Origin of the sequence: Chryseobacterium ureilyticum, from assembly GCF_900156735.1 — a bacterium.
Taxonomy (GTDB): domain Bacteria; phylum Bacteroidota; class Bacteroidia; order Flavobacteriales; family Weeksellaceae; genus Chryseobacterium; species Chryseobacterium ureilyticum.
Map to the genome: position 1 here is coordinate 112799 of NZ_FTOL01000003.1, position 26920 is coordinate 139718.

The following is a 26920-nucleotide window of genomic DNA, read 5'->3' on the forward strand; positions in this document are numbered from 1 at the left end:
GTCTCAGCTTCTATATTAAAAATACTTATTATTAATCGGTAAAGCTACGGATTAACATTCCATACTCATTATTAATTTTAATTTTGAAACTGAAATTTTATCCAATTTAATTTTTCTGTAGTTGTATTATATCAAAGTGATGATTTGAATACAACAAAATTCTATCCAAATCCTTATAATAAATAATTTTTCAATGGGAATTTTTATCTGTATTATTCATATATATTTTACTTAATTCCTCAGCCAGGAAATAATGTAAAAACAAATATAATAAAGCTTACAATTTATTTTTATATAGCATTTAACTAAATGAATAGTTTTTAATTTAAAACTTAAACTTTAGTTTAAATAAGTTTAATAAAAATATGGAGAAGAAAAGAAGGAGTCCTTCTATAAATATCAATAAAATATTTAAAGGCTCTGGAATAGAATAGAGTGGTAACTTCTATTGGACATTGCAAATGTACGAATAAAAAATAAATAAGGTCTGCAATTCAAATTACAGACCTTAGTATATTTAGCAAACAGCAATTTTATCAACTCTGTTCTGGTGTCTTCCACCTTCAAATTCTGTTGAAAGAAATTTGTCAACAATTTCAATTGCCAGTTCCTTTGATATAAATCTTGCCGGCATTGAAATCATGTTCGCATCATTATGCAGTCTTGCCAGTGTTGCAATCTCCGGCATCCAGCAAAGTGCACATCTGATCTTCTGATGTTTGTTCGCAGTAATCTGAACTCCATTTCCGCTTCCACAGATCAAAATTCCAAGCTCATTTTCTCCGTTTTCCACAGAGGTTGCAGCAGGGTGCACAAAGTCTGGATAATCCACACTGTTTGTGGAAAACGTTCCAAAATCCTGAACCTCAAACTTTTCTGAAAGATAGTTCTTAACAATCTCCTTATATTCATAGCCTGCATGGTCCGCTGCGATAGCAATTTTTCTTTTCATAATACTCTTATTAAGCTTTTTTAGATTTTATTTCCTTACAAAGTTAAGAATAATAACAATTAGTGTTAGTAAACCGTGAGTTAATTGTGAAAAGGTATGTTAATAACTGTGGAAAACTTTTTTCAACTTTCTATTTTTAAACCTGAATTTATTTCGTAATAGAAAATCTTTCCGAAAGTTTTTCCCACAACTTTCCAGATCTTTTCTTTAGCTATCCCCAGGCTTTTCCATAATAAAATAACTAATAATCGTTTATTCTTAAAGTTATCAACAATTGTGAGTAAGTATGTGAATATACAGGTTTACAGTTGTTTATATTGTGAGTTAAATATGAATTGAGTACCAGTTGAGTATTATAAACTTTAAGCTAAAAACTTATCCCCGTTACTAACAATACATAACAACAACTACATTATTCTTTTTTTTAAAGAGAAAAGAAATGTTGATTAATGGATGATTGGGTTCGGGGAAAGTTTTTGAAAACTTTTATTTTAATCAATCTGTTGAAAAAGTTTAAAACCTTACATTTGTGAAACGAAAAATCAAAGAAATTTATGAAATTACTTCTGCCGGAATTTGATGAAAAGCAAACCCAGCTGCTCAGGGGATTTCATAAAAATGTCGAAAAAAATAAATCTAAATATGAAAATGAAAACAATCAACGACTTCAATTTTAAAGATAAGAAAGCTCTTGTAAGAGTTGACTTCAATGTTCCACTTGATGACCAGTTTAATGTAACTGACAATACTAGAATTGTTGCGGTGAAACCAACCGTTGATAAAATTCTTAATGATGGTGGATCTGTTATTTTAATGACGCATCTTGGAAGACCAAAAGGAGAGTTTAAGGATGAATTTTCTTTAAAACATATTGTTGAGGAAATTTCAAATGTTTTTGGACAGGAGGTGAAACTTGTTGAGGATTGTATTGGTGAAAAGGCTGAGCAGGCTGCTAAAGAACTTAAGCCAGGTGAAATTTTATTATTAGCCAATGTACGTTTTCATAATGAGGAAGAAAACGGAGATGAAGCTTTCGCTGAGAAATTATCTAAATTGGGAGATGCTTATGTGAATGATGCTTTTGGAACTGCGCATAGAGCCCACGCATCTACAGCCGTAATTGCAAAATTCTTTCCAGAAACTAAATTTTTCGGTTTACTGATGGCTAAAGAACTACAGGCAATAGATAAAGTTTTAAAGAGTGGTGAGAAGCCTATCACTGCAATTCTTGGTGGATCTAAAGTTTCAACTAAGATAACTATTATAGAAAATATCCTTCCTGCTGTAGATAATCTGATCATTGGAGGTGGTATGGCATTTACATTTATTAAAGCTCTTGGAGGTAAAATTGGAAATTCATTAGTAGAAGAAGATAAGATTCCTTTAGCTCTTGAGATTTTAGGTAAGGCTAAAGAACATAAAGTAAAAGTTTATCTTCCTTCTGATGCAATTATCGCTGAAAGTTTCAGTAACGATGTTGAAAGTAAAGAAGCAGATATTTATGCTATTCCTGAAGGATGGATGGGACTTGATGCTGGTCATAAATCAAGAGATTTGTTTAATGATGTATTGTTAAACTCAAGAACGATCCTTTGGAATGGTCCTATCGGAGTTTTTGAATTGTCAAATTTTGCTGGTGGAACCGTAGCATTGGGTGACAGTATTGCTGAAGCAACAAGATTAGGTGCTTTCTCTTTAGTAGGAGGTGGAGATAGTGTTGCATTCGTTAAGCAATTTGGATATGCAGACAAGGTAAGTTATGTTTCTACAGGTGGTGGAGCAATGCTTGAAAGTCTAGAAGGACTTGAGCTTCCTGGTGTAGCTGCTATCAATAATTAATAAGTATAAAAATTCAATATTTTAAAGCCTGCTAATAAAATTAGCAGGCTTTTTTTTGCTGTATTTTTCATTGAGGAATCCTGAATTGATCGTAGTTTCTATTGTATTTTGATATAACCTAAGGTTATAATTTGTTTAGGGGATTTGATTTACTGAATGTTACGTTTTCTTGTCATTTAGCACAGAGAAATTTAAGTTAATTTTCCTACTAAAATTGAAGAATTAATAGCATTTGGCTGATGGTTTTCTCTATTCAAAATTTATTATTATGTTTGAATTTTATAATTATTGGGTTGGCTTTAGGACTATATTTTATAACTTCTATTTTGGATCTGTTCAAGAATATTTTATATATATCCAGCTAATTTTAGTATCTATATTTGAGAGTTATGATATCTTAAATTCATAGTTGTTATGCTTCATTTTTTCTAAATAGTAGTGTAAGCAGGATTAATTCTTGCTCAAAAAATAACTTTTTACTGTTTAATTATGAAGGTAAATTCTAATAAGTATATTGATCTTTCTTTTGAGGCTTATTTTCTACATTTGCGAAGAAGTAGCTTATTCGAGAATCATTTATTGATGTACTTCTATAATGAAATAGAATCTCTGCTTTTATAATCTTACAATAGAGTGTTGTATGTTAATCACTTTTTTGTATTTAGGTTATGAAACTATGGATATAAAATTTTAAGATTACATTTTTATTCAATTTTTAATAAGTATTTACATGAGTTAATATGTTGATTATTAGATTGTATTATCATAATATTTTATTTACACGTTTTATTTTCCAATAATCATTCAGAAATTTCTCTTGTGGTTGATTTATTGTTTTAGCTATTTGATTTACAGTTAATAAGCTGGTTTTATTTATTGTTTTTAAATCTATAGATTTTGTGCAAACACTATTGTTTTTTAATTTTTTTGAAGTTTTAATCACTTTTTACATCTAGGAACAGATTTGAGGATTCATGCAAAGTCAATTTTATATTCATGTTTTATATAGAATTTTATTTTTTTGTAAAATGAAGATAAAATTTTTTACTTAAATTTTTTTAGTAATTGTTTAGGGTGACTTTGTGAGTTTTTTTAAACGAATGCATAATTTAAATTTAAAATTTTGTTTTTGGATAATTATTTGAAAAAGCCTAAAAATTGACTTTCAGAAATGGCTTAAAAATCAAAAAACTATAATTAATTATATATTTATATGTAAAAAGAAATTAGACTTTTATACGGCGTGTTTTTGGGGGAATTATTGTTATTGAATTTATTTTTTTCCTTTTGAGAATGTCATGTACAGTTTTTTTATTAGGTAGAATGTTTTAATGATCTTGTCATGGTTTTTAGAAAGATCATTATTTTGCTTTTTAAGGAGTGGTGACTTATATGATAGAGTAGGGGACTGGAAGAAAAATTAAATTTTAAATGAGTGTTTACTAAACTCCTGATCGTTGTGCTGTTTATATTTTGGAAATAAAAAAACTCAGAAGCAAATTTTCTGAGTTTTTTAAATTTTTTATTCTAAAATGCTAATTATTGGCTTTCAGAAATGGCTTAAAAATCGATTTTCTATCTTTTTTCGATAATATATATCAAACTTGAAAATTCGTTCGAAAATGAGGCTTTTATGTTCGAAATTGTTCCGTAGATACTTGCTTTTAGCCAAAATAGAGGTGATTTTTTATATTTTTCGCTTAGCATAGAGATATAGTATGAATCAAGGATCAATGGTTTAATCTTTCTCATTTTCCAATCTGATTTTTCTGAAATAAGATTTTCCATTCCATTTTTCGAAAAGTGGTAGATGTGTCTAGGAACATCATAAGCTGCCCAATATTCTTTATAATGTTTTGCATCGTATGAAGTAGGGTTGGGAACTGCAATAATAAGAAGCCCTTTCTCTTTTAATTTCGAATGAAAAATATTTAACATTTCATCCTGATTGTCGATATGTTCAAAGACATGCCATAGGGTAATAGCGTCTAAGCTTTTGTCTTCAATCTTTTGAATATCATCCAGAATTTTAGCTTTTGCTATCTTACCTTGTGCTGCTTTTCTGGCATCTGCGTCAGGTTCAAAACCAAAAGTTTCAAAATCATTTTCTATATACTTTACAAATTCTCCGGCACCACATCCATAGTCTAATACTTTTGATCCTTGTTGGATTCTTTCAACAAGAATATTTTTTTTGTACCGAAGATTAAATGACTGAAGAAATTTATATAATTTTTCTTTCAGGCTTCCTGAATCCTGGTGATGGGAAATATAATCTTCGCTTTCGTAGTACTTGGAAATATTAGATGGGATAGGGGTTGTTTTATACACACCCTGGGTTTCTGTTTCTTTAATTTCAAATATTTCCTGTGAAAGAAAATGATCTTTTATTTTCATTGAAGTCGAAATCTGTTATATTAAAAAATTAAGATATTCATCAACTTTAACAAGCTTAATAAATACCTTAATTTTCGTTTTTATTTTTATAAATGTTTCACGTGAAACATTTTCTTTTTAACGTCCTAAATACACTAGTAAAACGTTAATATCAGCTGGAGATACACCACTTATTCTTCCTGCCTGTGCAATTGTCTTAGGACGTACGTTAGTCATCTTCTGTTTTGCTTCTGCAGAAAGACTTGAAAGCTTCATATAATCAAAATCTTCAGGGATTTTAATGTTTTCAAGGCGATTTAGCTTAGCTACATTTTCTTTTTCCTTTTCAATATACCCTTTATATTTGATATTGATTTCCGCTTGTTCTCTTACTTCGTCATTATATTGTGAGGAAGTTTCTTTAATAAAATCAATCTCATCAAGTTTTTCTAAAGTGATATTAGGTCTTGTAAGAATTTGTGCTGCTCTATAAGCTTGATCTACAGGACTGCTTTCTACAGATGCCAGAACTGGGTTGATAACTCCTGGTTTTAAAGAAGTTTCTCGTAAAAACTCTTCAAGTTGCTGACTTTCAGTTATTTTGGTTTCTACTTTTCTTAATCTTTCTTCTTTTGCTAGTCCTAGCTTATATGCTTTCTCAGTTAATCTGATGTCTGCATTATCCTGTCGTAATAAAAGCCTGTATTCTGCACGTGAAGTAAACATTCTGTATGGCTCTTCTGTACCTTTTGTGATTAAGTCGTCAATCAGTACACCAATGTAAGCTTCATCTCTGTTAAGAATGAAATCTCCTTTTTCATGTACTTTATTGTGAGCATTGATTCCGGCAATCAGACCTTGACCTGCTGCTTCTTCATATCCTGTAGTACCATTGATCTGCCCAGCGAAATATAAATTGTCAATCAATTTTGTTTCCAGAGTATGCTTCAATTGGGTAGGAGGGAAGTAGTCATATTCGATTGCGTATCCCGGACGGAAAACTTTTACATTCTCAAATCCTGGAATATGTTTCATTGCTTTGATTTGTACATCTTCTGGAAGAGATGAGCTAAATCCGTTTACATAGATCTCTACAGTTTTCCATCCTTCAGGTTCTACGAAAAGTTGGTGTCTGTTTCTTTCTGCAAAACGATTAATCTTATCTTCAATACTTGGACAGTATCTTGGACCTAAGCTTTGAATTGTTCCATTAAACATTGGGCTTCTATCAAAACCTTCACGAAGAATATCGTGTACAGTTTCGTTAGTATATACAATATGACAGCTTAATTGTTTTGTTAATTTCGGAGTATCAAGGTAGCTGAACTTTTGAGGATTTTCGTCTCCTTTTTGTTCTTCCATTTTTGAATAATCCAAACTTCTTCCGTCAACTCTTGGTGGAGTACCGGTTTTCATTCTTCCGGCTTCGAAACCTAAAGTTACCAATTGTTCGGTGATTCCAAATGCTCTTGGTTCACCCATTCTTCCACCACCTAATTGTTTGTCTCCAACGTGAATTAAACCGTTAAGAAAAGTTCCGTTTGTAAGTACAACTGATTTTGCTTTTATCTCAATTCCTAAAGAAGTAATTACTCCGGTTACTTTATTATTTTCAACAACCAGTTGTTTCACCATATCCTGAAAGAAATCAAGATTAGGAGTATTCTCTAATGCAAGTCGCCATTCTTCGGCAAAAAGCATTCTATCATTTTGGGTTCTTGGGGACCACATTGCAGGACCTTTTGAAAGATTCAGCATTTTAAATTGGATGGCAGATTTGTCTGCTACGATTCCGGAGTATCCACCCATTGCATCAATTTCTCTTACGATCTGTCCTTTTGCGATTCCACCCATTGCGGGGTTGCAACTCATCTGTCCGATGGTCTGCATATTCATTGTAATCAATAGTGTTTTTGAACCCAGGTTGGCTGCCGCTGCTGCTGCTTCACATCCTGCGTGTCCTGCACCTACTACGATCACGTCATATATTTCTGAAATCATTTTTATCTCGCTTATTTAAGCTTTAAACCTTAACTTTAACCTTGATGTTTCACGTGAAACATTTTTGAAGAATGCACTCTAGGTAAACATATATTGTTGCTAGAATTGAGTACTTTAGATATCGGACTTTAAGTGATTATTTAATTCTAATTCTTTAAATCGCTATATTTAGCTAAGTACAGATCCTCCATTCTTCGCATCTCTTTTTCCTCTTCTTCCGTCTTATCTTTATAGCCTGCAAGGTGTAAAATACCATGGGCTAAAACTCTTCTTAATTCATCTTCATAATCTCGGGAAAGGGTAGAGGCGTTGTCTGAAATGCGTTGCAAAGATACGAAAATCTCAGCGCTTATTGTCTTACCTTTTACATAATCAAAAGTGATGATATCGGTATAATAATCATGCTGTAAATAATCCTGATTGATCTTCAAAAGATATTCATCATCACAGAAAATGTAATTGATTTCTCCTAGTTTTTTCCCTTCTGAAAGAATAAGATCTTCCAGCCATTTTTTGTAATCTGTATCTACCGATTCTGGTAAATTTTCGTAAAAGAATTGTATCATTGTATTAAAACCAGTGCCCTAAAATAACACTGAATATGCCTTTTTGATTGTTTTTTAATGAGTGGCTGAAGTTTACTTTTATCTGCCCGAAAGGAGATTTGTAACCAGCCGTAAGTCCAAGCGAGCTGAAATTTACTTTAACTGCATCTTCGAATTTAATGTCATTTGAAAGGTTTGCAAAGCTAAAGTTTCCGCTGATAAAATAGTTTTTATTAAACCTAAACTGAAGATCATTGGATGCTAAAATCACGTTATTGGTATGAAGTTGGGCAAAATAAAATCCTGCGAAACTTTTAAAATTAATAATATTCTGCTCAAATAATCCCCCCAGTCTGAACTGATAATAGGGTGGAAGGTTCTCTCCAAGAGTTACTCCCCCAAATAAGTTTAAGCGGTAGGTAAATTGTTTTCCAAGAGGAATATTAATCTTTAAATCTGCTTTGATCTGAACTATTCGTTTTTCAACTTCGGATTTTAAGAGATCTATAACCTTTCCTTCTGCTGCGAAATACACACCTTTAGTGGGGAATTCCTTATCATCCTGCGTATCTGTTTTAAGAAATACATATGGATTTAGAAAGCGGCTGTAGCGTCTATTATCGCCATTGATTTCCGCTTTAAAGTAATCATGGCTAATACCACCACCGATAGCGTATTTATCCTTCCATACAGACTGTATATAAGCCTCATTTCTCATCCATTCCCATTTATCAATAACATTATTATCTACATTCTTAAGATCAAAGCTCATTCCTGAAGAATAAATACCGAATCCTGGAATATATCCGTTATCAATAAAATAGTTTAGATAATATCGAAGTTTATCACCAACGATGACATCCACCGAAAGGTTTGAATTTTTAAATAATAGTCTCTTTGCTGAATAATTTAAAAGAAGCCCGGTTTTGAAAACTTCGTCATAATGAAGTCCGAATTTTAAGAAATGACGAGCATCATCTTCGGTCACATAAAGCTTTAAATAATTAGCATCATTCTCCTGAACTATATCATAATTGATAAATTTATAGTTGTTGGTAGCAACAAGTTTATCAATCATTTTATTGATGCTTCCATAGGTCTGCAGAGAGGGAAGGCGTAGTCCCATTTTACCTAAAGTATAGTTTTTACCATAAATTTTACTTCCTTCTATAGAAATACTATCTATCTTATATACGTTAGAGTATATGGGGTTTACACGTTGTCTGAGACGGTCAAAAGGACGCTTAGGTAATTGATCCAGTACTTGGGTATATTTTAAGCCTTCTACATAGCCACTGTCGAGAATTTTCTTTTTGTCATCATAGCTTGTAGCAGACATTCCTTTAAGATTAGGCTTAATATTGATGTCTGTATATTTATATTGTTTTCTGGTGTCTCTTTTAATCCCAAAATCAATAACCTGATTAAGGATGGAAATAATGTTATTTAAATCTTCTCTTTTGGAAAGGTCCTGGTTAAGGTCTACACCGATGACAATATCAATTCCTTTGTCTTTTAAAGGCTTTGATGGATAATTTACTGTCATTGCTCCATCTATATAAATACTATCTCCAATTTTAACGGGGTCCATTAAAGAAGGAAATGCTGAACTTGCCATAATAGATTGTACAAGATCGCCTTTTTCAAAGATCTGCATATTTCCACTTTCAAGGTTGGTGGCAACACATAAAAAAGGAATAGGCATCTTAGAAAAGTCCTCGATATTGGAAACATTTTTAAAAAGTTCTTTTAAAAGATAAACGTTTCTCTGTCCTGTACTGATGGAAGAGGGAAGTGTAATTTTCCCATTTTTTAAAGGAATAGATAAAAGATATTTGTCAACAGATTTATTAAAAAAGGTGGTTTCCTGTCTGGATTTTGGATCCATGATCAAAGAATAGAAATCGGTGTCCATGACAATTTTTTCTATTTCTTTACCAGAGTATCCGGAAGCATACAGTCCGCCCACGATAGCTCCCATACTGGTTCCGGAAATATAATCTACTTTTACTCCCAAAGAATCTAATACTTTAAGCACTCCGACATGTGAAAAACCTTTAGCACCACCACCGGCAAGTGATAGTCCTATTTTTGGGTTTTTGGGAATCACTAAATCTTTTCTTACCTGTGATTGAAACCACAGTAACTGGAATACGAAAAGAAGAATCAGGAGTTTTCTCATAGTTAATCTTTTATATAGATCCGCTTCACCCGAGGTGAAATGGATGTTAATACTTCATAGGTTATAGTTTTGCAGTAATCTGCGAATTCTTTTAAACTTGGTTTTGCATTAAATACGGTTACCATGTCACCTTCCTTTACATTAGGAACATGATCCACATTAAGCATCATCATATCCATACAGATATTTCCAACAATTGGAGCCAATGTTTTGTTGACACCAAGGCTTCCAACCTGGTTGCCTATTAATCTTGGAATACCATCTGCGTATCCTACAGGAATGGTAGCAATCTTGGTAAGATGGTCTGTTTTAAATCTTCTGCTGTATCCTACAGATTCGCCGTCTTCTACCATTGATATCTGTGAAATTACGGTTTTAAAACTTACCACAGACTGTAATTGTTTTTGTATTTGAGGATTTGGTGATTCTCCAAGCATTCCTATACCAATTCTTACCATGTCATATTGGTGATCTGTGTAGCTTGTAATACCGGAAGAATTTAAAATATGTCGGATAGGTGCATATCCTAATTTTTCAATCAGATAGCTTGAATTTTTATCAAATGTCTTTAATTGATTAAATGTAAATTCCTTTTCTTCAGGAACATCAGATGATGACAAATGACTGAACATACTTTGAACTTTAAGATTTTTACTACTTAAAGTTTCACTTAGCTGATCCAATTCAAAACCTTTAAATCCAAGACGGTGCATTCCTGTCTCTAGTTTAATATGGATAGGGTATTTCTTATCATATCCTGATTTTTGTACAGCTTCATAGAATAATTCCAAAACTCTGAAGCTATAAATTTCTGGTTCAAGATTGTATTCTATAATAGTCTGATAACTGTGTTGCTCAGGATTCATTACCACAATAGGAGTGGTGATTCCTTTTTTACGAAGTTCAACACCTTCATCGGCAAAAGCTACTCCAAGATAATCGATATGATGATGTTGTAAAAATTCCGAAATTTCATAACTTCCCAAACCATAAGCATTAGCTTTTACCATAGCCATCATTTTTGTCTGTGGCTTTAAAAGAGATTTATGGTAATTGATATTATGAAGAATAGCATTAAGATTAATCTCTAAAACGGTATCATGCTTTCTGAGCTCAAGAATATCTTTTAATTTTTCAATTTCAAATTTTCTCGCTCCTTTTAGAAGAATAATCTGATTTTCTATTTCAGACAAATGTTTACTTTCAATAAGTTCTTTGGTATCTATGAAAGTATACGTTTTAGATTTGAATAATTCACTATATTTTGAAATTTCATCACCAATCAGAAATACAGAATCGAAATGTTGTTCATTGACAAGCTCCGAAACTTCTTCATACAATTCCTGAGAATTAGTACTCACCCCTACGATGTCTGTTAAGACCAAAGATTTTTTCGGTTTATTATATTCATTCAAAAATTGAAGTGCAGTTTTCAAAGAATCGAGATCAAGATTGAAAGAATCGTTGATGACAATATTGCCTTTAATTCCTTCAATTGCTTCAAGCCTCATTTCGACGGCTTTTAAAAGATTGATTTTTTCGACGATCTTTTTATTTTCGACCTGTAACTCCTTTAGGACTGTAATAAGCGCTGTAGCATTGGTTAACGTCGATTCGTCTCTTTGATGAGCAGGAAAACTGATTTCTTCGCCAAAATAGTCAACAATGATGTTTTCATCTTTCGTATTTTTTTTGATGAAGACCTGATTTTTATTTTTAAGCCCGTAAGAGATCAGCTTTTTATCAGCGTATAATTTTTTTATTTTTTCTTCTACTAAAGAATGGTCACCATTATAGATGATCACTTCAGAATCTTTGAAAAGTTTAATTTTTTCATCGATCAGTTCTTCCTCAGAAGAAAAGTTGGCAGCATGTGCCGTTCCGATATGCGTTAATAGTCCAATTTGCGGATGGAAAATATTTTCAAGCTTTTCCATTTCATTCGGATGAGAAATTCCTACTTCAAAAATTCCCAGTTCATGAGAATCATTGATCTGAAGAAGAGAAAGCGGAAGTCCTATCTGAGAATTAAAACTTTTTGGGCTTTTTACCGTTGGAAATTCATTCCACAGACATTGATATAACCATTCCTTTAAAATAGTTTTTCCATTGCTTCCTGTGATTCCGATGGATCGTAAATGAGAATTTTCGAAGTGATGCTTTGCTAATTGTTGCAGAAAATCCACGGAATTCTTAACAATAATCCAAGTTATATTTTCAAACTGTGGATACTCATGTTCAGAAATAATAATATTAATTCCTCTGTCAATGGCAGCTTCAATGAACTTTTCACCAGAATTTTTATGTGTATTAATAGCTACAAAGGCAGTATTCTTAATTGAATAAATAATTCTGCTGTCATAAGCTATATTCTTAACCACTAGACTTTTGTCTCCAATAACCTGTGCATTGGTGATTTCTGTAATTTGTTGTACTGTATAGTTCATTGGTGCCCTTTCTGCTTTATTTTAAGGCGAAAAAGCAATAGGGTAAAATTGCCAAAAGAATAATAGCTCTTATTGTTCAGCTAATTTTTTCATCTTGAAATTTTAGAATATTGCTTTCACGTTTTTCATTTATATTAAGTGAATATATTTTATGTTTGATGCATTCAGCATTTACTGTGCGTCGTATTTATTATTATTTCCTTTTTGAAAGCACTTCATCAATAAATACACGTCGGCTTACAGCTTCATAGCTTTCAGTTTCTCCCAGCTCTACCAGATCGTTTCCTTGGGAAGTTCTCATAGAATAGTTGGCAAGATTACCTGTTCTCTTGCAAATAGCATGCACTTTTGTAACATATTCTGCGGTAGCCATCAAATTGGGCATCGGTCCGAAAGGGCGACCCAGAAAATCCATGTCTAATCCTGCAATTACAACTCGTATTCCGCTATTGGCTAATTGGTTGGCAACATCTACAATGCTTTCATCAAAGAACTGTGCTTCATCTATTGCAACTACATCACAATTGGAAGCAAGCAGAAGAATCTCGTTCGGATTTTCTACTGCAGTACTGCGAATTTTATTCTGATTATGAGAAACTACATCCTCTTCTGAATACCGGATATCCAGTTTCGGTTTAAAAATTTCCACATTCTGTCCTGCCATTTCTGCTCTACGCAATCTTCGGATCAACTCCTCGGTTTTACCCGAAAACATAGAGCCACAAATCACTTCCATCCAACCACTTTGTTTGGAATGATTAATTGTATTTTCTAAAAACATTTGTTAAATTAGCCGTATATTTTCAACATCAAAAGTAAGCAATTTTAATAAGAATCTTATTATGCAAAATATCCAAGATTTAAAGGAAAAGATTTTTTTTGAATCCATGAATATCATCGATAATCTGGACAAAATAAATAATGTGGACGAATTACTTTCCAAGCAAGATCTTGTAGATGAGCTTGCTAACAGGATTTCTTTTTTGAAATTACTGGAAAAAAATATCGAATACTTTGTAACAGAACAGCCCGTTCATCATTCCGAAATCCATACTGTTTCTTTTGCTTCAGGAGAGCTTGAACATCATGATTCCGGAAATGAAGTGACTGAGGAAGAAGCTATTTTTAATAACGAACTCAATGAAATTGATGAACATGAAAATGATAGCTTTATCATTGGATCTGACGAAGAGGAAGCGGTTTTCAATAATCAATTAAACGAAATTGTTGAGAATGAGTTTCATGAAAATATTGTCAGTTTTGTAGAAGAAAACAATGAAGATCAAACAGCTGAAAAAGCTCATGAAAATTCTTCATATGTGGGTGTTACAGAAGAAGAAGCTATCTTTAATAATCAATTGAACGAAATAGATGAAAATGAGCACTCAATTGCTGATGAAGCTGTTTTGAGTTTTGTAGATGAAGAAAAAATTCTTGCTGATGCTCAACCGGATTCTGACGAAGATATCAATGAAGATATGTTTACTAATGAAGACACAGAAGAAGAAGCTATTTTTAATAATCAGTTGAATGAAATAGATACTGATGATGAATCTGAAAAGAATGAAGTAGATTATGCTGTGGTAAGTGATACAAAAGAAAATAAAGTTACTGAGATTATTCCAAGTATTTTTGATACGGAAATGCTTGATGATGAAATATTAATGGAAGAAACTGAAGAACAGTTTGTCACTTCCAATATCTCTTTACAACAGGGAGAATTTGCATCTGAAACTTCTAATGTTGATAATATTCTGAATGAGATCAAAAATGACTATTCCGAAGATGAAAAAGAAGAAGAACAACTTCTGGCAGAAGTTTATGATCGAAGAAAAATTGTTGATATAGATAAACCTGTTCCCGAAGAAACAGAAAAACATCCTTCTGATGAAAGTTTTGAAAACTTAGATGAATACAATCAGGAGAAAAAAATAAAATTAGCCAATATCAAAGGGTTGAAAGTAGTTCAAACTCTCTTTGACGATGATCCTCTAGAAAGAGACTTCCCAAGAGAAAGCCAGTCAACACCAATAAAGGAGGATACGGGAAGTATTATTAAATCTAATATTCCTACCAACCTTATGGAAGTTGAAAAGTCTAAACCAGAGTTTAGACTTGATTTGAATGATAGAATTGCCTTTTCAAAAATGTTGTTTGAAGGAAGCCAGGCAGATCTGAATGATACAGTAGCCCAGCTAAATCATTTCAAAACACTGGAGGAAGCCAAAGAATACCTGAGCGACCTTTATTATGACAGAAAATGGAGTAATGTGGATGAATATGCACAGCGACTTTGGATATTGGTGGAAAATAAATTCTTATAATTTTGAGCGGAATCTTATATTTTGTTCCTACACCGGTTGGGAACCTTGAAGATATGACCTTCAGAGCGGTAAACGTTCTTAAGGAAGTTGATTATATTTTATGTGAAGACACCAGAACTTCTGGAATACTTTTAAAACATTTTGAAATCTCCAAACCTTTGAAATCCTATCATTTACACAATGAGCATCAGGCGACGGAGAAAGTTATTACAGACCTTAAAAACGGTCAGAATATTGCCATTATTACCGATGCGGGAACCCCGGGAATTTCAGATCCGGGTTATTTATTGGCAAAAGCAGGAGCTGATAATGATATTGAAATGATCTGTCTTCCAGGTGCTACAGCTTTGATTCCTGCATTAGTAGTTTCAGGACTTCCGAATAATGAATTTTTATTTGCTGGGTTTTTACCACAAAAAAAAGGAAGACAAACGAAGCTAAAGCAGCTTGCAGAAGAAAAGAAAACCATTGTACTTTACGAAAGTCCTCACAAGATCAATACCACTCTTGAACAGATCAAGGAATTCTTTGGTGAAAATACCAAGGCAAGTTTAAGCCGTGAAATTTCCAAAAAATTTGAGGAAACTAAACGCGGAACAATCACTGAGTTAATTGAATTTTCCAAGAGTAAAACTTTAAAGGGAGAGATCGTTCTTATTGTCAATAATTCTATTTAATTTTTAATTGAAAAAATTAGTTTTTGTATTGTGTTCTACAGTTTGTATGGCGCAAACTAACCAATACACTAAGGTTCTCCTTTCCAAAAAAACAGGGAAGGAGGTAAGCTCGTATTCTGATGGTTTTGGAATTGCTTATGACCCTGTTTCTAAAAAGCAAGGAGTGATAGATGCGAAAGGAAATATTACTTTTGAATCTCAATATAAAGGAGGGATTTCTCATATTTTCAAGAACAGGTTTATTCTTTATTCTGAAGAAGGAAACAAAAGAAAATCTGCTATTATCGACGAAAAAGGAACTGAATTAGTTCCTCTTGAAGATCAGGATTTTAATACGCCATGGTGGAGTAAAGAACGTATTATAGCTTCTAAACAGGGTAAAGAAATCCTTTACGACTATAATGGTAAACTAATTATTCCGGATTCGGATAGAATAAGGTTTGTGGGAAAGGATGCTTTTTTTGTTCTGAGAGATAAAAAATGGTTTCTGTATGATTTCAACGGGAAGCAGATTAGTAACAGAGAGTTTAAAGACGATTACAACTTCGAAAATGATAAGGCACTTATCATTAATGAAGAGAACCAGCCTGAAATCATTGGAAAAAACGGACAGACCTTACATAAATTTTCAAAAAATGTAGTAGATATCAATGCTTATCCTTATTTGATAACTCAAAATAAAGCAACTGGAAAGTATGGATTGATAGATATCAATGATACTCTGATAGCTGATGAAATTTACAGTGATATCACTCCTGAATACTTTGGTAAAAGAGACTATGTTTATCTCCGAAAAAAAGGTAAAGCAACTGTTTTTAATAAGAAAGACCAAAAGCTCTATCCCAATACTTTTAAATATCTAACTCCTTTATTCAATGATCTTTTCAGTGTTTATAGTGATAAAACTGATAAAGCAGGTATTGTAGATTTACAGGGAAATTTAATTATTCCCCAGGAATATGATTATATCAAAAACTTTACAATTGCAGGAAAAGATTTGATTTACCTTAAAAAAGGAAACGAAGAAAAACTTTTTGACACTACACTTAAGAATATTCTTAATGAAGAAGATCAGATCGTTGGTTTTTATCCCGATAATGTTTTGATTAAAAGAAAAGATCAATATTACAGATTTTCTGCTGCCAATCAGTCTGTTAGTGAGCTTAAAGGAATCAAAGTTGTTAAGAACCAAGGTCTTGAATATTTTAATATCCTCAATGAGTATTCCAAGCCTCTTGTTTGTATGAATAAGGATAATCTTTATGGTATTCTTGATGGAAAGGGTACGGAAATTGTACCGTTCGTCTATGAAGATATTATTACGTTTGATAATTTTGAAAATGAAATTGTTGTAAAGAAGGAGGGGAAATATGGGGTATCGAATTTTCAACATGAGCCTTTAACAGACATTGTTTACGATAAATTTTTCTGGATGAAAGAAGTTTTGAAAGTAACCAAAGATAAAAAAACAGACTTTATTTATTTCACCAGGTTTAGAAATGATTTGTAAGTACTTTAAAAAAATGACAGAAAATCTACAAAAAAACTAAGTATTTTAACGATTTCAATGTGTTGAATAACAATTTATAATATCTTTGCAAACCGTTTAATTCCGGAAGGGAATTATAAAGATTGAATGAGTCAGCGAACACAAGCTGAATGAGTTATAAAGAAAATAATTGTCATAGATATGAAAATATTAGAAGGAAAAGTAGCACTAATTACCGGAGCTACAAGAGGAATCGGTAAGGGGATTGCTGAAATGTTTGCTCAGCAAGGGGCAAAAGTAGCATTTACCTACGCCGGCTCTGTAGACAAAGCTAAAGAATTAGAGGCAGCTTTAAGTTCTGTAACCCAAATTAAGGGATATCAGTCTGACGCATCAGATTATGATGCAGCTCAAAAACTAGTGGAAGATGTAATGGCAGAGTTTGGGCAGATTGATATTTTGGTAAACAACGCAGGAATCACAAAAGATAACCTGTTGTTGAGAATGTCCAAAGAAGATTGGGATAAAGTAATCAAAGTAAACTTAGATTCAGTATTTAACCTTACAAAAGCGGTGATTAAGCCGATGATGAAGGCAAAATCAGGATCTATCATCAATATGACTTCAGTAGTTGGAGTAAAAGGTAATGCAGGACAAGCAAATTATGCTGCTTCTAAAGCAGGTGTAATCGGATTTACAAAATCTGTTGCGGCTGAATTAGGTTCAAGAAACATCAGATGTAATGCTATTGCTCCAGGATTCATTGAAACTGAAATGACTGCTGTTCTGGATGAGAAAACAGTTCAGGGATGGAGAGACGGTGTTCCTTTGAAGAGAGGAGGGCAGCCGGAAGATATCGCTAATGCTTGTGTATTCTTCGGAAGTGATATGTCATCATACATTACAGGTCAGACGCTAAACGTAGACGGTGGAATGTTGATGTAAAAAATACAAATAGGCTACACATTTTGTGTAGCCTATTTTTTTATGCAAATTTTTAAATTTTATCAGTTAAAAACTTGATTTTCCTGCTCCTGAACCCTGATAAAAGTAGTTCTTTTTGAAAGCTCTTTAAGCTTGGAAGCCCCTACATACGTACACGTAGAACGTACACCTCCTAGAATATCTTTCACTGTTTCGGCTACAGGACCTTTATATGCAACTTTTACTGTTTTTCCTTCTGAAGCACGATATTCTGCTACACCTCCGGAATGTTTATCCATGGCTGTTTTTGAACTCATTCCATAGAACATACGATATTTTTTACCGTTTTCTTCAATCATTTCACCGCCGCTTTCGTCATGTCCGGCAAACATTCCGCCAAGCATAACGAAATCAGCACCGCCACCAAAGGCTTTTGCAACATCTCCGGGAACCTTACAACCTCCATCTGCAATGATATGACCACCCAGCCCATGAGCAGCATCAGCACACTCAATAATAGCTGATAATTGTGGGTAGCCAACACCGGTTTTCACACGGGTAGTACATACCGAACCAGGACCAATTCCTACTTTTATAATATCAGCACCTACTAAAAGAAGCTCTTCTACCATTTCTCCGGTTACAACATTTCCTGCAATAATGATTTTATCAGGGAAATTAGTCCTTGCTGTCTTCACAAACTCAACGAAATGCTCGGAATAACCATTGGCAACATCGATACACAGAAACTCGATTTTTGGATGCTTTTCTAAGATAAGTCTGATTTTTTCTTCGTCCGCTTTTCCTGTTCCAGTACTTAAAGCAATATACTGATGAATACTTTCAGGCTGACTCTGCAGAAACTGATCCCATTCTTCAGGAGTATAATGCTTGTGAACAGCTGTGATAATCTTTTCTTTGGCAAGTTCTACAGCCATTTCAAAAGTTCCCACGGTATCCATATTGGCTGCAATTACGGGAACGCCACTCCATTTTTTCTGAGTATGTTTAAAAATAAATTCCCTTTCCAGATCTACTTCTGAACGAGACTTCAATGTTGAACGCTTTGGGCGGAACATTACATCCTTAAACCCCAGTTTTATGTCATATTCTATACGCATTTTGTAATTATTTGTCAGAATAAAGGTAGTAAATAATCTCAAATGACTTACTTTTGAAACAATGGATTTTCCTGTAACCTTTCATATATTTGGCAAAACAATTCTTGCACATCCTCTTTTCGAAGCCGTTGGAATGTTTCTGGGTATGAGGTATTATTTTTATCTTAAAAGAAAATCAAAAGAAAAACTTCCATTCAATACTTCTGCTGCCGTTCTCATAGGAGCAACTGCTGGGGCTTTGCTGGGTTCCAAACTGATAGGAAATCTCGAAAATCCCTATTTGATGTTTGATAACTTTAGTTTTCAAAAATTTTGGTCCAGTAATACCATTGTCGGAGGATTAGCATTTGGTTTATTGGGAGTAGAATTGGCTAAAAAAGTAGTGAATCATAAAGAAAGTACAGGAGATCTCATTGTTTTTCCTTTAATGTTGGCAATCATCATTGGAAGAATAGGATGTTTTCTTACTGGGGTTCATGAAGAAACGTATGGTATTCCCACGGACTCTATTTTTGGAATGCATTTGGGAGATGAATACCTTAGACATCCGGTTGCTTTGTATGAAATAGGCTTTCTCATTACTCTTTGGATCATTTTAAAATATATTCAGAAGCTTAGGAAATATCCGTCCGGTTTTCTTTTTCAGATCTTTATGCTGAGTTATTTTACATTTAGATTTTTGTTGGATTTTATTAAACCAAGAATTGAAATTGCAGGAAATCTGGGAACGATTCAGCTTGTATGTATTTGTGTAATTATTTACTACATTTATACTATTAAAAACACCAAATCAAATATTTAAAATGAAACCTTTAACAATTTTAGAAGCGGGTGATCTTACCGGATTGGTAATCATGATCGTTGGTATTATGATTTTGGGAGCTTTGTTCTTTTCTATAGTGATTACTTTTATTGTGAAACTGATCTATGAAAGTAAAGACAACAGAAAATTCAGTAGAAAACAATTTATCCAGACTTTTGTTATTTGCTTACTTGCCTTCGGTCTGATTAGCGGATATATCTGTGGATAAGCATTTTAAAAATCAATTATGCCAGTAAGAAACTATACCTATTACGATTATACCATAAGTCTTTGTCCAGAATGCCTGAAAAGGGTAGGTGCAAAGATCATTATAGAGGATGAAGCCGTTTTTATGACCAAAAGATGTCCGGATCATGGCTTTTTCAAAACAAAAATTGCTTCAGATGTCCATTACTATAAGAACATACGAAACTATAATAAAGCTTCGGAAATGCCTCTTCACTTTGGTACTGATGTAGAATACGGATGTCCGTATGACTGTGGGCTGTGTGTAGATCATGAGCAACATAGCTGTCTTTCTATTGTGGAAGTGACTGACCGTTGTAATCTGACCTGTCCTACCTGTTATGCTATGTCTTCACCCCATTATGGAAGTCATAGAAGTCTGGAAGAAATTGAAGCCATGTTTGATGTCATTGTTAAAAATGAAGGTGAACCGGATGTGGTTCAGATCAGTGGAGGAGAACCTACCATTCATCCTGAGTTTTTCAAGATCATGGATATTGCCAAGTCAAAACCGATCAAACATTTAATGTTGAATACCAATGGAATAAGAATTGCCAACGATCCTGGTTTTGCAGAAAAGCTAGCCACTTATGCTCCTGAGTTTGAAGTATATTTACAATTCGATTCTTTTAAGCCGGAAGTTTTAGAAGATTTCAGAGGAAAAGATCTTACTGCTGTAAGGATGAAAGCCTTAGAAAAATTGAATGAGCTTAACCTTTCCACGACATTAGTGATTGTGCTCCAGAAAGGCAAAAATATAGATGAAATCGGAAAAATTATTGAGTTTGCCCTAAAGCAGAAATGTGTTAGAGGAATTACTTTTCAGCCAGTAGAAATTGCAGGAAGAAACAGAGAAGATTCTGCTCATGAAAAAATTACCTTAACAGAAGTGAGACAGGAAATTATTAATCAGTTTCCGTTATTGAATTCTGATGATATTATTCCGGTTCCGTGTAATCCGGATGCTTTGGCAATGGGTTATATTTTAAAACTTGAAGGAGAAACTATTCCTTTAACCCGTTATATTAATCCTGCCGATCTTCTGAATAATGAATCAAGAAATACCATTGTTTACGAACAGGATCAAGGGCTTCATATGCAGCTGCTGGATATTTTCAGTACCGGTATTTCTGTTGATAAAGTAAAACCTAAGGTTAATCAGTTGCTTTGCTGCCTTCCGGAAGTATGTGCTCCGGATCTGGATTACGATAATTTGTTCAGAATTATCATTATGAACTTCATGGATGCCCATGATTTTGATGTAAGAGCAGTGAAAAAATCCTGTGTTCATATCGTAAACAAAGACCTGAAATTAATTCCGTTTGAAACTATGAACCTTTTCTACCGTGATGACAAGAAAAGCTATTTAGAGGAACTTAGAAAAGAAGATAAGGTATTATTTTAACACAGAAATAAATGAGTATTTCTAGCTAATTTTAAGCATAATCATCTGTGTTGATCTTCGAAAATCTGTAGTCCATCAAAGAATTTGGAATTTTTTATTTCCCATAGATTAAACTGATTTTCACTGATTATTGCGTATAAGTGATGGACATTGCTAAGTAAATCTGCGTTAGCTGCCCAATCTGCGAGAAAAAAACAAAAGCGTGAAATCAAATTTCACGCTTTTTCTATCTTAAAATAACAGTATTATTTAGATTCCTTCACGGCATTAAAAGCCATTACTTCTTCCAATGTTTTCATGTATTCGTAAGCTGTAAGATCAAACTTCACAGGAACAATCGAAATATATCCGTTTGCCAAAGCTGTTTCATCAGCATCTTCAGAATCATCCATATTGTTGAAATAACCTGTTAGCCAATAATACTTTTTACCATGCGGGTTTATTCTTTCGTCAAAGCTTTCTTCCCACTTAGCATTAGCTTGCTTGCACACTTTTACTCCTTTTATTTCCTCTGCAGGTAACTTTGGAATGTTTACATTAAGAACAATTCCTTTAGGCATCGGGTTCTCAAGAGTTCTTCTTACGATATTCTGAATATATTCTTTTGCCTGAGTAAAATCTGCTTCCCAACTGAAATCCAATAAAGAGAATCCAATAGCAGGGATACCTTCTACACCAGCTTCTACAGCTGCAGACATGGTCCCAGAATAGATTACATTGATAGAAGAATTGGCTCCATGATTGATCCCTGAAACTACAATATCAGGTCTTCTCGTAAGGATTTTATCCAATGCCATCTTTACACAGTCTACAGGAGTTCCACTACAAGAATAATCTTTTTGAGGTCCATCAAGAGTTACTTCTTCATAGCTTAAGGTAGAGTTGATTGTGATAGCGTGACCTTTACCACTTTGAGGAGAGTTCGGTGCTACAACAATTACTTCCCCGATTTCGTTCATAAAACTGATAAGATTTCTGATACCAGGAGCTGTAATTCCATCATCATTAGTAACCAGAATAAGCGGTCTTTCCATATATTATCTTAATTTTTTTTTATACAAATGCAGTACAATCTGTTCTTTTGAGAATAGAACAAAGTGAATTTTCAACACATCAAATGTAATCAAAAATAAGACGTAATAAAATAACAGACTTGTTATTCATTGCTTTAAGATGGTGAAAAGATGTTGTATTTCCCGAATTATAAGGATAAAATTTTACCCGTCATTCACCGTCAATAATTAATCAAGCGGTTTCTTTCCTGTAATGATGTTGTAAAGAATAACGATAATAGCTATTACCAATAAAATATGAATTAAGTATCCTGTGCTGATTCCTGGTACGATTCCAAGCATTCCTAATAGCCAAACGACGATGCAGATTACTGCAATTAACCATAATAAACTTCTCATGACATTACATTTTAAAGTTATATGTTTAATTATCAGCATATTTTGTGCCTTTATGAAGGAAAATGAGGTTTTGTGGTACCTATTTATGATTTTTTATGAAACCGTTTTATTTATGAATATCTTTTAACAGTTTAGAATTAATACCCTATTTTACTGTGAACTTGTGTGTTTAAAAATATAAAAAGGAAAGAGGCTGATATCACTTTGAATAAAAATACTTAAAACTGTGCGATATTTGTAAATAAGGTATTAAATTTGATCGTTTGTAACAGTTTGCAAATTATTGCTACTTATTACAATACTTATTTTTCAAAAATTAATAAATAAAGACAGTTTATGTGGAAAAATTTCAAACTGAATAAATTTTTACTTCTTATTCCATTAACCAGTCTAATGTTTTGCTTCAACTCGCCCAAGAACGATGATGAAAAAATGCAGACGATAATGGTGAGTGTAAAAAACACCCTTTCTTACCTGCATTATAGTCCCAAGTCTATCAATGATGCTTATTCTAAGGATGTTTATAAGCATTATTTCGAGTTAGTAGATCCTGCTAAAAGATATTTCCTGCAAACTGATATGGATGAATTCAGTAAGCATGAAACAAAACTTGATGATTATATCAATCAGGGAGATCTTACATTCTATAAATTGACAATCGACAGACTTTACCAAAGAGTAGATGAGATTGATAAGATTACTCAGGATATTTTCAGTAAGCCAATCAACCTTCAGGAAGATGAAACGCTTACCTTGGAACCAAAGTTAAAAAAAGTACCTGCCAACAAACAGGAACAGTATAACGAATGGAAAAAATTCATCAAATACAATATCCTTCAGGAAATTGAATCGATGAACAGCAAAGAGGAATTTCAAAAAGAGAAGAAAGATTCTGTTCAGAAATACAAATTAAAAGATACCATTAAGCTAAAAGTTCTTACTCAGGATGAGAAGATCAAAAAAGCTACAGACGAAGTAAAAGACCTTGTAAAAGATACCTTTACCAGATTCAAAAAGAGAAAGAAAATGGATTGGTTTACTGTGTATATGAATGCTTATACAGAGGTATTTGATCCACATACCAACTATTATTCTCCTAAAGATAAAGAAGACTTTGACACTCAGTTTACAGGAAAAGTAATCGGAATCGGAGCAATCATTCAGGAGAAAAAAGGAAACCTTTACCTTGGAGCATTGACTATTGGAGCACCGGCATGGAAATCTAAGCAGCTTTCAGAAGGAGATAAAATCTTAAAAGTAAGATCAAAGCCAAAAGATGACGCTGTAAACGTTGTAGGAATGCTTTCTGATGAAGCCGTAAGATTGATCAGAGGTGAAAAAGGAACGCCTGTTACATTAACTGTTCAGAAAAAAGACGGTAGTATCAAAGATGTAACAATGGTTCGTGAAGAGGTAGCTATCGAAGATACTTTTGCAAGAAGTATTGTAGTAAACGCACCGAACGGAAAGAAATACGGATTCATCAACCTTCCAAGCTTTAACGCAGATTTTGAAAATTCAAAAGGAAGAAATGCTTCTGATGATATTAAAAACGAAATCGTTAAGCTTAAATCTCAGAATATTGAAGGAATCGTTCTTGACCTGAGAAATAACGGTGGAGGTTCTCTAACGGAAGTAGGTGATATTATGGGGCTTTTCATGGATGCCGGACCTTATGTACAGGTGAAAGACGGAAATGGAAAAATACAGACTCTAAAGAACAAATACGAGGCTCCGATCTGGACAGGTCCGCTAGTGATTATGCAAAACGAACTTTCTGCTTCAGCATCTGAAATTTTAGCTGGAGTAATGCAGGACTACGGAAGAGCAATGATCATAGGATCTCCACAGTCATTCGGAAAAGGTACCGTTCAAACTTTTGTTGACCTGAACAGATTCCTTAATACTGAAGATGATTTCGGATCTTTAAAACTGACGATTCAGAAGTTCTACAGAGTTACAGGAGAATCTACACAGAGAAAAGGAATTGTTTCCGATATTCAGATGAAAGACTTCTTTACTTACGCAGAAGTAGGAGAACGTTATGATGATTTTGCTTTAGCCTGGGATAAAATTCCAGCTACCAAATTTGAAAAACTGAATTATTTCAACATTCAGGCTCTTGAAAAAGCAAGTGCAGACAGAATGGCTAAAAACAGCAACTACCAGCTTTTACTGGAATCTGCTCAATGGAGAGAGAAATTGGATAAAGAAGAAAATATTACTTTGAATATTAATAAGTTTAACGAGCTGATGAAACACAGAAAATCTCAGATCGAAAAGTTCAAAGTACTTACGAAATTTGAAAACGGACTTCAGTTTATCATGTATCCGGCTGAAGTAGAAAGAGAGAAAAAAGATGAAGCTTTCAAAAAGAAATCTGAAATGTGGATCAAGAATCTGAAAAAAGATCTTTACCTGCAGGAAGCAATGAATATTGTATCAGATATGGGAGTAAAATCATAAACATAAAAAAACCGATAATGAAAATTATCGGTTTTTTTATTGAATAAATGGATTACTTAATTTCTACACATCCCACTCTTCCGCCTGCATTTCCTGTAGGCTGAGTATGGAAATCATCGGCTGCGGCATGTACAATAAGCCCTTTACCGATAATGTTTTTGGATTCGTCTGTACATCCAAGACACCATTTATCCGTCTTGAATGTAAGGGTTGCAACTCCGTTTTGATCCGCTACCAGATTCCCTATATCTCCCATATGGAAATGCTCAGCACCCCATTTTCCATGGTCGTTCTTGGATGGGTTCCAGTGTCCGCCTGTAGAGGTTCCGTCTGCCGCAGAGCAGTCTCCTTTTTCATGAATGTGTACTGCATGGATTCCAGGAGTAAGGTTAGTTACATTCAGTTTCATGATGACATCATTCCCTTGTTGGGTAAACTTTGCCGTTCCTCCGGTTTGAGTTCCGCTTTTGGCATTTACAGAATATGTTTTTGTTGTTCCGCATGAAGCAGCTAAAAATGCAAATCCTGCCAATAATGCTAGTGTTTGTACTTTCATTTTTAAATGATTTATAGTAATATTTATGATAAATTTAAAAAAGTTTTTTCAAAGCGCTTTATGATTCTAGTCTTTTTTTTCGGAAGGAGTGTAGATGATACACTATGATTTACCCTGTTTTTATCTTGAAAAACAGCAAGAAAGGACAACAGAAATTTAAAATCAATCAATACTTTTGTAAGTAAAAACTTCTGATTTGGAAGAATATAAAAAACGGATTGTAAAAACAATTCAATACATCAATGCAAACCTTGACGCTGATCTTTCTTTGGAAAAAATTGCAGAGATCAGTGCCTATTCTCCATTTCATTTTCACAGAATATTCAGACTTATTACAGGAGAAACACTTCAGAATTATATTATCCGTAAGAAAATAGAGAAAAGCGCCCTTTTTCTGGCTGTTCATAAGCATGTAGAGATTAAAGAAATTTACCTCGATCTTGGATTTTCAAACCACTCCGTTTTCAGTAAGACCTTTAAAAAATATTACGGATTACCGCCTTCAGATTTTCGAAAAACGGCACCTGAAACTTTTCACAAGATTTTACAAACACAAAGCAAGAACGGACAAATTGATACGGTTTTCAGCCAATACATTTGTAGTATTGAAAACCTATTAAATTGGACTACAATGAATTTAAAAATCGAAGTAAAAGAAATGCCGGAAATGAATCTGGCAGCAGTAATGAGCCTTGGGATTGCTCAGGTAGAACCTTCCTACAACCTATTGATCAACTGGGCAAAAGAGCAGAACCTGTTTCCCAGAGAAAATGTTAAAATGATTTCTGTATACCATGACAGCTTTAAAGTAACACCCGCTGATAAGGTTAGAATTCATGCATGTATGCTATTGGATGAAAAATTGAGAGAACCAAAAGGTGAAGTCTTTTCCGAGACGATAGAAGCAGGAAGATTTATTGTAGGAAGTGGTGAAGTGACCCTTCAGGATTTTGAGCAATGCTGGGTATCATTGTTTCTATGGATGAATGAGCATAATTATTCCGTAAGGAGAACATTTCCGTTTGAAATCTATCATTCCAATTTTAAGGAACATCCGGAAGGTAAAATGATCGTTGATTTCTGCATTCCTATTCATTAATTTCCCGTTCAGTAACAAAACAATACCCTTCAGTAATTATTTTTTTACAGAAGGGTA

The 26920-nt window shown here is 33.5% G+C and carries 21 protein-coding genes; 10 read left to right on the forward strand and 11 right to left on the reverse strand.

All coding sequences use genetic code 11. From position 1 onward, the window contains the following. Positions 1–517 precede the first annotated feature (517 nt). On the reverse strand, positions 518–952 hold the full coding sequence (rpiB, locus tag BW983_RS10230) for a ribose 5-phosphate isomerase B (protein ID WP_065395543.1): 435 nt from the start codon (positions 950–952) through the stop codon (positions 518–520). Positions 953–1600: 648 nt separating this feature from the next. On the opposite strand from rpiB, the gene BW983_RS10235 reads away from it, so the two are divergent. Then, positions 1601–2791, forward strand: coding sequence for a phosphoglycerate kinase (locus BW983_RS10235; protein WP_076552262.1), 1191 nt, complete (start codon positions 1601–1603; stop codon positions 2789–2791). Between the two features lie 1575 nt (positions 2792–4366). Here the strand turns inward: BW983_RS10235 and BW983_RS10245 are convergent. From BW983_RS10245 to BW983_RS10270, 6 genes are all read right to left on the reverse strand, one after another. Beyond that, a complete protein-coding gene (locus BW983_RS10245; protein ID WP_076551878.1) occupies positions 4367–5188 on the reverse strand; it encodes a class I SAM-dependent methyltransferase in 822 nt (273 codons plus the stop codon). A gap of 117 nt (positions 5189–5305) precedes the next feature. Next, complete coding sequence (gene mnmG, locus BW983_RS10250) at positions 5306–7168, reverse strand: tRNA uridine-5-carboxymethylaminomethyl(34) synthesis enzyme MnmG (RefSeq protein WP_076551879.1); 1863 nt, start codon at positions 7166–7168, stop codon at positions 5306–5308. Positions 7169–7314: 146 nt separating this feature from the next. Further along, a complete protein-coding gene (ybeY, locus tag BW983_RS10255) occupies positions 7315–7734 on the reverse strand; it encodes an rRNA maturation RNase YbeY (RefSeq protein WP_076551880.1) in 420 nt (139 codons plus the stop codon). A 4-nt stretch (positions 7735–7738) separates the two neighbouring features. Then, positions 7739–9895, reverse strand: a complete 2157-nt coding sequence (locus BW983_RS10260) for a patatin-like phospholipase family protein (RefSeq protein WP_076551881.1) — start codon at positions 9893–9895, stop codon at positions 7739–7741. Positions 9896–9897: 2 nt separating this feature from the next. After that, complete coding sequence (locus BW983_RS10265; protein WP_076551882.1) at positions 9898–12342, reverse strand: bifunctional UDP-N-acetylmuramoyl-tripeptide:D-alanyl-D-alanine ligase/alanine racemase; 2445 nt, start codon at positions 12340–12342, stop codon at positions 9898–9900. 193 nt (positions 12343–12535) lie between these two features. Beyond that, a complete protein-coding gene (locus BW983_RS10270) occupies positions 12536–13123 on the reverse strand; it encodes a thymidine kinase (RefSeq protein WP_065395550.1) in 588 nt (195 codons plus the stop codon). A 61-nt stretch (positions 13124–13184) separates the two neighbouring features. On the opposite strand from BW983_RS10270, the gene BW983_RS10275 reads away from it, so the two are divergent. The 4 genes from BW983_RS10275 (at position 13185) to fabG (ending at position 17777) form a co-directional block, all read left to right on the forward strand. Next, positions 13185–14666 carry a hypothetical protein gene (locus BW983_RS10275; RefSeq protein WP_076551883.1) on the forward strand — a complete coding sequence of 494 codons (1482 nt, stop codon included), beginning with the start codon at positions 13185–13187 and terminating at the stop codon, positions 14664–14666. Positions 14667–14668: 2 nt separating this feature from the next. Beyond that, entirely contained in the window at positions 14669–15343 is a 675-nt protein-coding gene (rsmI, locus tag BW983_RS10280; protein WP_076551884.1) for a 16S rRNA (cytidine(1402)-2'-O)-methyltransferase, read from the forward strand. Positions 15344–15389: 46 nt separating this feature from the next. Further along, positions 15390–16853 carry a WG repeat-containing protein gene (locus BW983_RS10285; RefSeq protein WP_076551885.1) on the forward strand — a complete coding sequence of 488 codons (1464 nt, stop codon included), beginning with the start codon at positions 15390–15392 and terminating at the stop codon, positions 16851–16853. A gap of 180 nt (positions 16854–17033) precedes the next feature. Beyond that, a complete protein-coding gene (gene fabG / locus BW983_RS10290) occupies positions 17034–17777 on the forward strand; it encodes a 3-oxoacyl-[acyl-carrier-protein] reductase (RefSeq protein WP_065395554.1) in 744 nt (247 codons plus the stop codon). A 62-nt stretch (positions 17778–17839) separates the two neighbouring features. Here fabG and BW983_RS10295 read toward each other — a convergent pair whose 3' ends face one another. After that, positions 17840–18877: a GMP reductase gene (locus BW983_RS10295; protein WP_076551886.1), complete on the reverse strand. Its 1038-nt coding sequence runs from the start codon at positions 18875–18877 to the stop codon at positions 17840–17842. A gap of 61 nt (positions 18878–18938) precedes the next feature. Here BW983_RS10295 and BW983_RS10300 point away from each other — a divergent pair, with 61 nt between their 5' ends. From BW983_RS10300 to BW983_RS10310, 3 genes are read left to right on the forward strand one after another with little or no spacing between them, the layout of a single operon-like run. Beyond that, on the forward strand, positions 18939–19679 hold the full coding sequence (locus BW983_RS10300; protein WP_076551887.1) for a prolipoprotein diacylglyceryl transferase: 741 nt from the start codon (positions 18939–18941) through the stop codon (positions 19677–19679). 1 nt (position 19680) lies between these two features. Further along, positions 19681–19908 carry a hypothetical protein gene (locus tag BW983_RS10305; protein WP_076551888.1) on the forward strand — a complete coding sequence of 76 codons (228 nt, stop codon included), beginning with the start codon at positions 19681–19683 and terminating at the stop codon, positions 19906–19908. 18 nt (positions 19909–19926) lie between these two features. Beyond that, complete coding sequence (locus tag BW983_RS10310) at positions 19927–21330, forward strand: radical SAM protein (protein ID WP_076551889.1); 1404 nt, start codon at positions 19927–19929, stop codon at positions 21328–21330. Between the two features lie 245 nt (positions 21331–21575). Here the strand turns inward: BW983_RS10310 and surE are convergent, their stop codons facing one another. After that, on the reverse strand, positions 21576–22364 hold the full coding sequence (surE, locus tag BW983_RS10315) for a 5'/3'-nucleotidase SurE (RefSeq protein ID WP_076551890.1): 789 nt from the start codon (positions 22362–22364) through the stop codon (positions 21576–21578). 207 nt (positions 22365–22571) lie between these two features. Then, on the reverse strand, positions 22572–22742 hold the full coding sequence (locus BW983_RS23845) for a lmo0937 family membrane protein (RefSeq protein WP_139329256.1): 171 nt from the start codon (positions 22740–22742) through the stop codon (positions 22572–22574). Between the two features lie 336 nt (positions 22743–23078). Between BW983_RS23845 and BW983_RS10320 the strand changes: the two genes are divergently transcribed. Next, a complete protein-coding gene (locus BW983_RS10320; RefSeq protein ID WP_076551891.1) occupies positions 23079–25208 on the forward strand; it encodes a carboxy terminal-processing peptidase in 2130 nt (709 codons plus the stop codon). A gap of 52 nt (positions 25209–25260) precedes the next feature. On the opposite strand, the gene BW983_RS10325 is transcribed toward BW983_RS10320, so the two are convergent. Further along, entirely contained in the window at positions 25261–25764 is a 504-nt protein-coding gene (locus BW983_RS10325) for a superoxide dismutase family protein (protein WP_076551892.1), read from the reverse strand. A gap of 196 nt (positions 25765–25960) precedes the next feature. On the opposite strand from BW983_RS10325, the gene BW983_RS10330 reads away from it, so the two are divergent. Beyond that, positions 25961–26863 carry an AraC family transcriptional regulator gene (locus BW983_RS10330; RefSeq protein ID WP_076551893.1) on the forward strand — a complete coding sequence of 301 codons (903 nt, stop codon included), beginning with the start codon at positions 25961–25963 and terminating at the stop codon, positions 26861–26863. Positions 26864–26920 lie beyond the last annotated feature (57 nt).